Annotated in this window: 10 protein-coding genes; 1 reads left to right on the forward strand and 9 read right to left on the reverse strand. The window is 45.1% G+C overall.

The annotated features are described in order from the left end of the window. Positions 1–9: 9 nt before the first annotated feature. From WJR50_RS06275 to WJR50_RS06315, 9 genes are all read right to left on the reverse strand, one after another. Positions 10–1,185 (reverse strand): adenylosuccinate synthetase, encoded by a 1,176-nt coding sequence (locus WJR50_RS06275; RefSeq protein WP_341292387.1) that lies wholly within the window; start codon positions 1,183–1,185, stop codon positions 10–12. Further along, entirely contained in the window at positions 1,185–2,054 is an 870-nt protein-coding gene (locus WJR50_RS06280; protein ID WP_341292388.1) for a hypothetical protein, read from the reverse strand. Before WJR50_RS06280 ends, WJR50_RS06275 begins: the two co-directional genes overlap by 1 nt. A gap of 2 nt (positions 2,055–2,056) precedes the next feature. Beyond that, complete coding sequence (locus WJR50_RS06285; protein WP_341292389.1) at positions 2,057–2,407, reverse strand: hypothetical protein; 351 nt, start codon at positions 2,405–2,407, stop codon at positions 2,057–2,059. Positions 2,408–2,713: 306 nt separating this feature from the next. Continuing rightward, complete coding sequence (locus WJR50_RS06290) at positions 2,714–4,462, reverse strand: tetratricopeptide repeat protein (protein ID WP_341292390.1); 1,749 nt, start codon at positions 4,460–4,462, stop codon at positions 2,714–2,716. Between the two features lie 29 nt (positions 4,463–4,491). Continuing rightward, the gene (locus WJR50_RS06295) at positions 4,492–4,650 is read right to left on the reverse strand and encodes a hypothetical protein (protein ID WP_341292391.1); all 159 of its coding nucleotides are present in this window, start codon (positions 4,648–4,650) and stop codon (positions 4,492–4,494) included. 43 nt (positions 4,651–4,693) lie between these two features. Further along, positions 4,694–5,620, reverse strand: coding sequence for an alpha/beta fold hydrolase (locus WJR50_RS06300; RefSeq protein WP_341292392.1), 927 nt, complete (start codon positions 5,618–5,620; stop codon positions 4,694–4,696). A gap of 33 nt (positions 5,621–5,653) precedes the next feature. Next, entirely contained in the window at positions 5,654–6,742 is a 1,089-nt protein-coding gene (locus WJR50_RS06305; RefSeq protein WP_341292393.1) for a class I SAM-dependent methyltransferase, read from the reverse strand. A gap of 26 nt (positions 6,743–6,768) precedes the next feature. Continuing rightward, positions 6,769–7,164, reverse strand: a complete 396-nt coding sequence (locus WJR50_RS06310) for a hypothetical protein (RefSeq protein WP_341292394.1) — start codon at positions 7,162–7,164, stop codon at positions 6,769–6,771. 117 nt (positions 7,165–7,281) lie between these two features. Next, on the reverse strand, positions 7,282–9,087 hold the full coding sequence (locus tag WJR50_RS06315; RefSeq protein ID WP_341292395.1) for a tetratricopeptide repeat protein: 1,806 nt from the start codon (positions 9,085–9,087) through the stop codon (positions 7,282–7,284). Positions 9,088–9,451: 364 nt separating this feature from the next. Between WJR50_RS06315 and WJR50_RS06320 the strand changes: the two genes are divergently transcribed. Beyond that, positions 9,452–12,346, forward strand: a complete 2,895-nt coding sequence (locus tag WJR50_RS06320; protein ID WP_341292396.1) for a UPF0182 family membrane protein — start codon at positions 9,452–9,454, stop codon at positions 12,344–12,346. Positions 12,347–12,360 lie beyond the last annotated feature (14 nt).

The raw sequence follows: 12,360 nt of genomic DNA on the forward strand, positions 1-12,360 counted from the left end.
CATTAGCTTTTACTGTATTCCCACCTTCCTCTTAGGATCAATGATAACTCCTTCCTTCAATAACCTCACGTCAGTAGCCTTGGGACCATAACTTCCGTAGATATGGGTAAATATATCTGGAAGCTCACTTAGTAATTTTTCTACCTTAAAGCCCGGCAACTGGTCCAGGCAAGTGATAAGCAGGTGACGTTTGGGGGAGAAATTCTGATGGTAAATAACATCGCAGGACAATGCATATGACAGAAGCTGGACATCCAGTGCAGCTACTCTGAATTTCCCCTGAAATTCATTTTCTACATTTGCCTCATGCTCATGGTTTTGAAGGCTAACAGTCTCCTTATTACTCATAGGACCATTGCCATGCCGGGTCTGGTAACAACGCGTTACATAATAAATGTCAATGTCAGGACGCTCTGCCCAGTTTTCTGTAATAAGCTGCAAAGCGTTTTGAGCAGTAGTATTGCTCCAGGTAGTATGGGGATGAACGCCATGCCTGGTATCCAGCATGATGCCCTGGCTGCCCTCAAAAATAAAGTGCTGGTAGCATGGTAGCAGACTCTTTAGCTGCACAATCTTAAATAGTTGACGAATAGCAGTACAGCTTGCTACAAACTGCTCATCTTCATAATCTTTCAATTCCTGCTGGTAGAGAGTGGTTAGCTGTGGGTCAGTTTGGCGCTTTAGTTGTTGCTGATAGTAGCGGCTGATACTTTGCAAACGCTGCTTAATTATCCAGGGAAATTGTAAGTCATTGGCAAAGAAGTAAACTTCTTCTCTATTGCGGGCGATGGTGGTACCAAAACCTAAGCCACAGGAGCCATATTGCCGCTGCTTCTCCACCGCCCGATTGTAGGCGATGTCGTAAGCGGTAGTTACCATGGCGAGGGGATGCAAAAACAATTGAGGCCGATACGATGATAAAGCCTGACTTTCCCAGGCAATGGCCGGAGGAAATAGCGTCGTGTGCTGGCTATAAAATGTGGGCACTCCTCGTAAAGTCCCTGAGCCAAAGTTGCTAAAAGTATGGGTGAAGGAATCTGTAGTGACGGTATGCCCAACCTGATGCCCTCCTGAAAAACGAATCACCAAAGTACGATCCGGGTGCCGGGAAGCCAGATAGTCGGTCGTCAGACCTTTGCCTGCGTCACCAAAACCCAGATCTATGACTATGCTACACTTTTGCATCAGAGCATGTCTTCTACTTTGATATCATCACCAGATGCTGATGAAGCAGGATTGGAAGAAGACTTGGCAAAATTATGATGCTGAATCACCAGTTGGGCAATTTTTTTGGCTACCTGCCGATAGTCTTCCAGTACAATAAATTGCTCACCCAAAAGCTCCTTCCAGTTACCTTTTCGGTAATCCTGTGTAGAGATTTCATCATGTTCCAGATGGATATGGAAAACATTGTATTTTTTCTGAGCTTCCCCGATGATCTCAGCAGTACTTACTGTTCTGGTCTCAGTAGCGGGCGTATATCGCTTAATGATGTCGGCAGGGATTTCGGGAGTTACCGGCTCATCTCCTATGGTGAACAGAAAGCCTTTTTGCTTCCTTTTTTCCCAGCAATCAATAGCAGTATGTCGGGCGGCAAAGAGATGGGCCATATTATAGCTTTCCTGATTATTTCCACCACCTCCACCTTCAAGATATACCTTGGTAAGCCAGCGGTCCAGCAGTTCGGCAGAAGACTCAAACTGGCCCACCTGTAGAGGAGCACCATCGTAGATAAAGTCACCCAATCCTAAAAACAATACCTGGGGATGCTGAATACCGGCTTCCATGAGCGAGCCAATCAAATCCGGCAAGGTCTCCTTGACAATTGATTCAGGCACAAAACCCATACTTCCGGTTACATCCAGCCCCACAATGATAGACAGAGACTCAGGATGCTCTTCAGAGTCGCGGGACTCACGCATCTGAATGTTTTTAGGGTTCATCTCCGGATCAATGTTACGCGCGGTAAAGATTTCGCTTCTTGATTTGCTGCTATATGATTTTTTTACCCTCAACTGAGAATAAGCCTCATAACTAAATTTTCCTCCTCCCATGATTATGATAAGTTTAAAGTGTCTCCAAAAAGGTACTGGTATCGCTTCGTGGCCAGTTCCAACTTGATCTCCAGATTGCGTATTTTCACCGCCATTTCCAGATCCTTGGCCACATAGCTTTTGGCGTCAAAGTCGGAGGCCAATACCAGGCTGTTGGCATCGGTCGGACTCATATCCAGCATGTTTTCCTGTTCTCTTTTGAGTTTTTTGAGTGAAAGTGCCAGGTCTTCCGCTTCACGTTTGTACATGATCTGCGCATCTTCCACGATGGCATGGGCACGGTCGTCCCGTATTTTGTCGTTATTTCGCTTTAGCGAATCTAAGAATGCCCCCTTTTCAAGATTTTCTTCCATAGTCTTTTTTTATGCTTATTATACAAATGTAAAAGGGGTTTTTGCATAATTTATCACGGAATATGACAATTTTGAGCACTGGTGCTTTTTGCCCGATTATTATACTGAATGATTAAGAAAGATGATGGTTAAAGAAGATTTGTATCTAAAAGCTAGAGAAACCAAATCTTCTAAGTTCTTCTGTGCAAGTAGTAAAAATAAAAAAAGCCGGAGATGCAGGACAGGCTATTCGCAATACCTTACAGTTTCCGACTTTGTTTTATATTGAACGCTTTCAGACTAAGTCATAGTGAGAAAAGGATCTGGTTAGTTTGACTTTCCACACATGGCAAACTGCTGTATACTTGCCAGATAAGAACCGAAAGGAGCCTCACCGCTGATGTTCTGATAAGCCATGGCTTTTACTTCCGAGCTTTCCAGCGCTATATCCGCGTACTGCCAGGCTTCTTCAAACCGCTTTTTCACTTCAGCAGCTTCATTCTGTTTGTTTTGCTTGCTCAGGCTCTGATACAAACCATTGAGCGCCCAGCCATTTTCCGGCAAAAAGAATAAATCTTCCAGGAAAACCTTCTCCGCTTCGGCATATTGTCCATCTTCCAACAATACTGCTCCCAAGGGATGACGCACGGAGAAAAACCAGTCGGGTGGCTCATTATAGTTAAGCTGGTCTTCTATCTCCACTGCTTCTTTCAGCAAGGTAATGGCTTCTTTTCTTTTACCTTCTTTTCTGAGAATCTCAGCCTCCAGCACACGTTCGGCAATCTGCACCAATTGTACTGCCGAGTTCAAATCCCAAATGGTAATCTCGGCCAGCGCAGGGTTCTGCCCAGTTTTCTTGACCTCAGCCAAAGCCTGCCGGGCTTTGGTTAGCTGACCTTTTCCCGCAAATGCCATTCCCCGGGCGTACTGCCAAACCGCATTAGGGTACAGCAAGTCTTCATCGGGTTGCTCCAACGTAAGAATATGATCCCACTGGGCAAACTTCACCAGCACATAGTGAGGAATCATGAGGTAATGCTGCAGAGTTTGCCAGCCTTCCTCCCGTATCACAGTGGTATCGGTATGAGCGGCCACCCGGTAAGCCGCATTGATGGAAGTCTCTCCTCTTCCCTCAAAGGCAGCCGTGGCAGCCAGAAAGTGGATATTGTGAGGAAAAAGCATCAAAGGGTACACACCCTGAGAGGCACAGGCATCCAGATATAAACTGTCTACCTCTATGGCTTTTTCGTTCACTACCGAACCTTCATGGTACTTACCAGTACGAATATAAATATGTGAAGGCATGTGTACAATATGTCCCGCTCCCGGCATGAGGCTACCCAGCTTATCTGCGCTTGCCAGCCCCACCTCCGGCTTGGCGGAAGCTTCCACGGCATGTATATACAAATGGTGCGCCCCGGCATGATCAGGAGCCTTTTTCAGGATTTCTTCCAGTAAGGCCGTAATCTGTGGTGTCCAGGCTTTGGGCTGACCATCTCGGGTATACAAATCCCAGGGATGCAGTATCATCAGCGCCTCAGCATACAAAGCAGCAATATCTATATGCTCGGGAAGCTGCTCATGAAGCTGGCGCAACGCTTCCGCATAGTCAGCGTCCAGCACCGGCTGCTCGTCACTTTTGTCATAGTTGTAGCGCAGGGCAGTAGCTTCAATCAGGCCTCTTTCCCAATCGGAGACATCCTCGGCATACTGCTGGGCCAGTTTGATCATCCGGGATGCTTCCTGCTTTACATCATCCGACATGGCGACATTATAGTTGCTACCCAATACCTGCGCAACACCCCAGTAACACATGGCACAGGTAGAATCCTGCCTTACTGCCTCCCGATATGAACGCTCTGCTTCATCATGGTTAAAGCCATAAGTAAGGTTGAAGCCCTGGTTGAAATAAGTTTCAGCCAGTGTAGAGTCAGTGGTAATGTCCAGTGTATGATCTCCCAAACCTTGGAGCAAAGGAGCTTTAGGGTCTAGTGAACTTTGGGGCGAATGACAGGCACTCGCCATCATCAATATACCTACTGTCAGGTAAGTAGCAATTTGAAATAGCATTTTCATGGTCTAAATAGTTTTATTGAATGCGTAGATTAATAGTCGTAGAAAGCGTTGGCGTTTCGGTCAGCAATCCGTTGAAGCCAGTACGTCTTATTCCGCCTTTTTATTAAGAAAAACATTTGATAAGCATTTTTAAGGCGGAAAATTATCCTCCACAGGCTGCTTCTTTCCCCCCATATTTTAGTTTTCATGATAGGCTTGGGTTATAGTTATGTTGATTTCAAAAAAGAAGTTTTATTCTTTGGCACTGCTAAGCTGTAAATTGACCAAATCCAGAGATTTCTCTACCGCAGCCAGGCAGGAAGGGTACATCAGAATATCCATATGATTTGCCTCTTCTATCAATACAGAGTTGCTCTTTTTGATCTGTTGAAAAGGCGTAATATAATTTTTGAGCGGATCATCAGTACCATTGATGAGCGTGACGGGAATATCCAATTGCATAAGCTTCGCTTCATCAAGCTGCCACAAAGTAGTAAGCGAACTGATACATGCCTGCAAAGCCTGGGCATTCTGACCTTCCAATATCTGCTGACTGATCTCTTCAAGTTCTTCCTGTGAAGGCTCCGCTTGTCCACCTGGCCAGAACCATTGTAGTAAAGGCGTAATACCCTCTCCTTTTTCCAGTTTTTCTGAAATATCCTCCAGAAGCACATTCAGGCTATGGTCAGGAGAAAACTGGTTCTTGGTAAGAGGTGTACCTCCGATCAGTGTGGCACTGAGCAGGCGTTCGGGATGATCTACCATCAGGTTTCCCGTAATAAAAGCGCCCATAGAGTACCCTACCACATGCGCCTTCTCTATCTTTAGGTGATCCATCAGGCGAATCACGTCCTCTTCCAGTGCTTTGCCATACTGACTGGCATCAGTGGGCTTATCACTTTGCCCGTGACCTTTGACATCCAGCGCAATGACCCGGTAGTTTTCTGACAGTTTTGAGATAAAGCTTGTACCTGCACTGTCCAGTGAGTCCTGATAGCAGATGGAGATATTATCTGTAAACCCATGAATGAGGATCACTGGCGTACCTGAACCCGCCGTGACATAATGAAGCTTATTTCCTTCCGAGTAAAAGTACGCTGACTTGACCACTGAGTCCGGCGGAGTTACCAGCATCCAGAGCGAAAGGAATAATGTTCCTAACAACGAAATTGATTTCATAATAAATGAATAATTAAGGGTTATGTTGATTGATTATTTACTGATAATGAAGTAGCGATTTTGGATATCCTGCTCCAGCATATGCTCTTTGACCTGTGTAAAGCCCGCTTCTTTCAACATTTCTGCTGCTTTTTCTCTGCCCCACATGGCTCCTAATCCCATGCCTCCCTGGGCCAGAGATACACTCATGCAGTGCATGGTAGAAATGGTGTACAAGAAAGTACCCAGCGGATGCCCCATATTATTTTCTACTACTGAAGAAGCGTTGATATCTACCATCAGAAAATGACCATCATCTTTCAGAGCGTTGAATATGCCTTTCAAAACTTTATCCGGGTGGGCCTGATCATGTATGGCATCAAAAGCGGTAATGAAGTCAAATTTGTCCCCAATGTCAGCGTCACTAAGGTCCTGCTGCACAAAATCCACATTGTTCAATCCCATCAGTACTGCCTCTTGGTGGGCAGTAACCAAAGGCTCCATACATAAGTCGTATCCTACAAAAGTACTGTTAGGAAAGTGCCTGGCCATCAGGTTAAGGGCTTTACCACTGCCACAGCCCACATCCAGCACATGTATGCCTTCTTCCAGACGTTTGATGATACCGGGTACCAGCGGCAGCACGTCCACCAGCAGAGAGGAAACCACAGCCAGTCCACTGTCTTCTACCATCACCTCATGAAAACGGTTATACTGCTCATAGGGTACACCTCCTCCATGCCGGAAGCAGATAAGAATTTTATCTTCTACATAGCCCAGCAAAGGAATATACTGCGCAAACACGCCTACATTATCAGGGCCGGCGGTACGGGCAAGTGAAGCCGCATGCTCTTCAGGCAAGTGGTACAGTATCTTTTCAGAATTGACCTCATCTCTTTCTATACTTACGATTCCACTGGTAACCATAGCGCCCAGCCATTCTCGCACATAGCGTTCGTTGAGGCCGGCGGCTTTAGCAATACTTTCACTGCCAGAGGGAGGAAGGTCCTTCATGACATCAAATAATCCTGTTCGGTGCCCCAGGGAAAGCATCAGAGACAACGCGCCATGATTGATCACTTCTACCATTTTCTGTCCGAAGCCTTCGGCTTTTGCGGTATCAAAAGAACATATTTTGCACATAATTCAAGAAAATTTTATAGTGAATATTAATCGGGTTGGATATATGAGTTACCTGCTGATACCTCCCGGCTATACAACAAGCCAGAAACGGCTTGGGTAAGCTTTCTGATCTCCTGCTGACACCTCTCTTTTTCATCCGCCATCTCTTTGCAGTAGATAGGCGCGGGGTTTCGGATCATTTCCTGTAGCCTGCACTTAAGATTAGAAGCCTGATCCAGCATTTGCCTGATCGTGAGTAGTTCGGGATGTAATGCAAGCACTTGTTTTTCTGTAGTCCCCGCAGGCAATCGGTCTAGCTCCTCTTCCAATGCAAGGAAGTACCTCTCTTCTACATTATCATGCCGGACATTCCCTAATAATAGGAGAAGCGTAAGCAATACCATCCAGATCATAAGGAAAGCAGTAATTACTTTCAGATTCATCTTATGAGTTAATTTGTTTTAGTTAATCAGGATGCTTTTGCTAACACCCTTCAACTCATAAGGCGTAAATGTGGAGCTTACAATGTAAGCATGAGATAAAGGTGCTGTAAGTAAAGTTTACAACACCCAATACATCTCCTGCTCGGGCTGGTACGAACAAAATGTACCTGTCCGGATGGCATTTTGGAAATGTTTACCCAGATTGGGATGAGACTGGGCTATCTTTTTGATAGCACTGCGTATCCTGAGGGTTACGGCAGCACGGGAGCGCTCTACCGGAGATTTTACCTTCCTGGTTTTGCCACCTAAACCGGTAGCCTTGCTCACATGCTCTATCAGTTGGTCCAGTTCCAGGCTTAACTTTTCTGCCTGCTCATAATGCTGCATTTCTTCCGCTTCTGCCAGTTCTTCCTGCAAAGCCTGAATCCTTTTTCTATAGTTATGCTTTGCCTTATCATCAAATACTGCCTCCTCTTCTGACTGGCTCTCGGATTGCATCAATGCAGTACAGTGTATTTCTTCTCCCTGGCGGAGCAGCAGCGCGAGCAGGTCATGAAAACCTTTTACTTCTGCGAGTATTACAGACTGACCCATAAATGCTATTTCCCAGAGTTCATGCTCTTTTCTGAATACGTTTTGCTGAAGAATCGGCTCCGGTCTACTGAATGACTCATAGGTACCGGGCTGGGCGTAAGATGCCTCCTTCAGCCCTGCCAGTTCCAGTCCCCTGACAATGTTTTCAGTATCTTCTGATTTTTTACAGGGAGTAACCATCAGCATCCATTCCAGCGCCTCCAGCGCTTTATATTCCTTGCCATGTTTGATTCTTTCTTTAAATAGCTTCAAAAAAGTGTTGAGGTACTGCCCGGCCATCTTTGGGTCTCCCTCATAGGCATAACTGGCCGAGAGAAATGCGGGCTGGTCTACCGCTACATAAATTGGGCATTTGATACCCGTGCCTATTGTCTCCAGATACTGTTTTCCCAGAAAGTAAGGCACCATACCAAAGGCATAATACCAGGTGTCATGGTAAGGGTTAAGCCTTAGCGCTTTATTAAACAGCTTAATGCCCAGTTCATGACTACCTACCTGGGCAAAGCACAGGGCCAACTGCACCAGATTATCTGCATCATTTGGATTGATGGTCAGCGACCTATTCAAATGATATTCTGCCTGCTCAAATTCCTTTCGGTAATTCAGGATACGCCCCAGCACCATTTGCGAGATATGATCACTTTCGTCAAGGCTCACTGCTTTTACCGCATTCTCAAACGCACCTTTTTCATTATCTTCCCAATCATTCCACAGCATGCAGCTCCAGTTATTAAAATAGGTAAGTGAAATTCCTGTATAGGCGCGAGCATACAGAGGATCTATTTCCAGCGCTTTCTGGAAAAATGCTCTGGCTTTCTGGTCACTTTCCGAAGAAGCCTGTTTCATATGTTCCATGCCTCTCAGCCAGCAGTCATAAGCTTGCAGCTGGGTGAAAGACTTCTTTTGCGCGATGGAAAGTAAGTCTATATCAATTTTGCTTGATAAAATGCCTACTACCCGCTCTATGATATCATCATGAATTTCAAAGATGGTTTCTAGGGGTTCGTCATAGCGTTCGGCCCATATGATATGCTGATTCTCTGCGTCTACCAATTGGATAACAATGCGCACCTTCTCATTACGGTAGCGAAAGTTACCTTTGAGCAGATAATTAGCCCCCAGTTTTTCTGAGATCAATTTTCTATCCTGCATCCCTTGTTGAAGTACGGAATGGGAGGAAATCACCATCAACGACTGGAAACGGGAGAGGTCGGTAATCAGGTCCTCTGCAAAGCCTCTCGCAAGATAATCCAGCTCATTATCGGGAGTAAAATTTTCAAAAGGTAAAACAGCGAGATAAACCGCCTTATTGACAACTAGCTTTTCCATTTATACACCTTTTTGTAATGTAAACATACCTAATTCACTTATCATCCTCAAATCATAAACCTCTGATTATGAGATTAAAAGAGCTAATTTTCATCATGTTCACCTTTTGTCTACCTGGGTTAAAGTAGATTTGGTTATAAATACTCAAGTATCTGTTTTATTAAATAATAGCTTATATCCTGTTAACATAGATTTAAGAGTCAATATTTACTATTACAGTTTCTCTTTCTTTTCCGGCTTGATTCAAATGCTTAGATTGGCTGTCAACAATGGGGTGTAGCTCATTTTTAACATTCTGTATTGGCTCAAAACAAATTTTTTCCCCAGAACTTTATACATTACATTCATCATATAAACACAACTCATGTATACAGCGATCTTTATCATACTTGCCGGCTTGTCTTTCTTCTTTCTCTACCAGGGTGTACGAAAAGAGCAAAAAGGTAAAGTATGGATTGGCGTTATTATTGGCCTTTTTACTGCTTCTTTATCCAGTATGATGAACTTCTGGGGAGAACTGTTATGGTTTCAGGCAGTAGGTTTTGGAGAACGTTTCTGGATAGCTACGCTCACCCAGTGGAGTATGGGGCTGATTAGCTTACTCTTTTGTGGTGGCATGGTGTGGTTGCTTTGCTGGCTGGTTACTTATCAAAACAGATACATCAAATGGCTGGGCGTAGCTATAGGTGCATTCATAGGGGGTGTATGGGGCTATGCCAGTTGGGAAGTATTTCTCAAATTTTGGTATGCTGTCAATACGGGCGTGAGCGACCCGCTTTTAGGAAAGGACACCGGATTTTACCTTTTCAAACTACCTTTTCTCACCTCTACTTATTCACTGTTATCAGCCCTGGTGGTCATCTCCCTGATCGTATCCATCCTTTCTATTTTTGTGAACCGCAGCGGGCAAACTACCTTTGAGTTTGTAAGCCCCGACCATCCCAGTGATATTGATAATAAGCTGATTCTTTCTGTATTCATCAACAGCGGTATACTGCTGATACTGATGTCTTTTGGGAAATACCTGGATCGCTTTGAGCTTATGTATTCTGATCTGGGCGCCGTGCACGGCCCCGGCTGGACCGATGACCACATTCGCCTTCCCGCCTATATTGTGATAATTATCTTTACGTTTGTAGCAGGCCTGATCCTCCTCATTCCTTCTACGCGGGAGCGTTTTCGCCACTGGATTATGCGCAAGCAGTTTATGCCCCTCAAAGCTTACCCTATCGTAGGTTTGCTGATGTTTCCGGCAGTCTTTCTTATCTGGTTTATTGGTCTATCGGCCATTCCCGGCCTGTTCCAGTGGCTGAGGGTAGAGCCTAATGAAATTACTTTTGAGAAGCCTTATATCGTCAACAATATTGAATTTACCCGTCGGGGTTTCAAACTTCATGATGTAGAGGAGCGGGAGTTTCCCGCCTCCGACCGCTTTACTCCGGAAATGGTAGAGAATAATCGGGAGATTTTTAACAATGTGCGCTTATGGGACTGGCGGGCCCTGGATGATGTATATCGTCAGTTTCAGGAAATAAGACTGTATTATGAGTTTACGGATGTAGATATTGACCGTTATATGATTGATGGAGAATATCGTCAGGTAATGGTTTCTGCCCGGGAGATGGAGCCTAGCAATTTACCCGATCAGAGTCAGACTTTTGTAAACGAACGCTTCAAGTACACGCATGGCTACGGCATTACGCTTACAAACGTAAATGAATTTACGCCCCAGGGCTTACCTAACTTGCTGATCAAGAATATTCCTCCGGAAAGTACCTATGAAAGCCTGAAAGTAGAAAGGCCGGAGATCTATTATGGCGAACTTACCGATTCCCATGTCATTGTAAATTCTGAAGAAAGTGAGTTTGATTACCCTCAGGGAGAGCAAAATGTGTATGTACGCTATGAGGGAACGGGAGGTGTACAGATCAGCAATTTCTTCCGTAAATTCATCTACGGCTATATGTTTGATGGCTCTCGTCTGCTGTTTTCTACCTACCCGACCAGCGAAAGTCGCATCATGTTTAACCGCAAAGTTTCTGAGCGGGTCAAAAAACTGGCACCTTTCCTTCAGTTTGAAAACGATCCCTATATCACTTTGGTAGATGGTCAGCTGAAGTGGATTATTGATGCCTATACCACCTCCAACGATTATCCTTACAGCGAGCCATTTACTGCACAGGAGAGCATTGAGTATCAGGAAGGAGATAACCGCCGGATGCTGATCACCAGACTGGATAACCAGTTGAGAGGTGTCAACTACATCAGAAATTCAGTGAAAGCCGTAGTAGACGCTTACTCCGGAGAGGTTGATTTTTACGTTTTTGACGAAGAAGACCCCATCATACAGGTTTGGCAGCGGATTTTTCCTGACGTATTTCAGCCCAGAGAAGCCATGCCTCAAAACCTTCAGGAACACGTACGTTATCCTGAACAAATGCTGCTTACCCAGGGACTGGTGTATGCCAAATATCATATGACAGATCCCGAAGTTTTCTACAATCAGGAAGACCTATGGATCAGGGCTACAGAAAAGTATTACAATGAGGTACAACCGGTTCAGCCTTATTACATCATGTGGCAGCTGCCCGACTCTGATGATCTTGAATTTACCTTAATACAGCCTTTTACCCCTAAAAACCGACAGGTACTCATCGGCTGGATAGCCGGGCTCTGCGATCCTGAGAATTATGGTCGTTTTATCGCTTATCAGTTTCCCAAAGATAAAAGGGTACTTGGCCCACAGCAGGTAGAGACCAAAATTGATCAGAACAGCTTTCTTTCCTCACAGCTAAGTCTGTGGGACCAGCGAGGCTCTAATGTAATCAGGGGGAATGTGCTGGCCATTCCGGTAGATGAAACCATTATTTATGTAGAACCTATCTACCTGCAATCCGAGACTGCCGCTTATCCCGAACTCCGACTGGTCGTGGTGATGCACAACGATGACCTGAGCTATGCCGAGACCTTTGAGGATGCGCTACAGGGCATTTTTGATGGTCCATTAGCCAATACTGAAATAGAATCTACCGTGAGTGGGATGCTGCCCGAAAGTCAACTTGAGCAGGCCCAGGCAGAGGAAGCACAAGCTGAAGAAGCTATAACTCCTGCTAACCAGAGCCTGATTCAGCAGGCCAACGAAGCCTTTGAGCAGTATCTGGAATCTACCGGAGACAAGAACTTTGATGAGGCTGCCGAACAACTCAACCGCCTGCAACAACTATTGCAGCAACTGTCCGAAGAAGAAGAAACGAATTAAAATCGTAGAAATCT

Source organism: Catalinimonas locisalis (genome assembly GCF_038039535.1).
GTDB lineage: Bacteria > Bacteroidota > Bacteroidia > Cytophagales > Cyclobacteriaceae > Catalinimonas.

Coding starts and splice junctions, on each gene's coding strand:
- WJR50_RS06275 (WP_341292387.1), bottom strand. CDS start 1,185: ATGCAAAAGTGTAGCATAGTCATAGATCTGGGTTTTGGTGACGCAGGC.
- WJR50_RS06280 (WP_341292388.1), bottom strand. CDS start 2,054: ATGGGAGGAGGAAAATTTAGTTATGAGGCTTATTCTCAGTTGAGGGTA.
- WJR50_RS06285 (WP_341292389.1), bottom strand. CDS start 2,407: ATGGAAGAAAATCTTGAAAAGGGGGCATTCTTAGATTCGCTAAAGCGA.
- WJR50_RS06290 (WP_341292390.1), bottom strand. CDS start 4,462: ATGAAAATGCTATTTCAAATTGCTACTTACCTGACAGTAGGTATATTG.
- WJR50_RS06295 (WP_341292391.1), bottom strand. CDS start 4,650: ATGAAAACTAAAATATGGGGGGAAAGAAGCAGCCTGTGGAGGATAATT.
- WJR50_RS06300 (WP_341292392.1), bottom strand. CDS start 5,620: ATGAAATCAATTTCGTTGTTAGGAACATTATTCCTTTCGCTCTGGATG.
- WJR50_RS06305 (WP_341292393.1), bottom strand. CDS start 6,742: ATGTGCAAAATATGTTCTTTTGATACCGCAAAAGCCGAAGGCTTCGGA.
- WJR50_RS06310 (WP_341292394.1), bottom strand. CDS start 7,164: ATGAATCTGAAAGTAATTACTGCTTTCCTTATGATCTGGATGGTATTG.
- WJR50_RS06315 (WP_341292395.1), bottom strand. CDS start 9,087: ATGGAAAAGCTAGTTGTCAATAAGGCGGTTTATCTCGCTGTTTTACCT.
- WJR50_RS06320 (WP_341292396.1), top strand. CDS start 9,452: ATGTATACAGCGATCTTTATCATACTTGCCGGCTTGTCTTTCTTCTTT.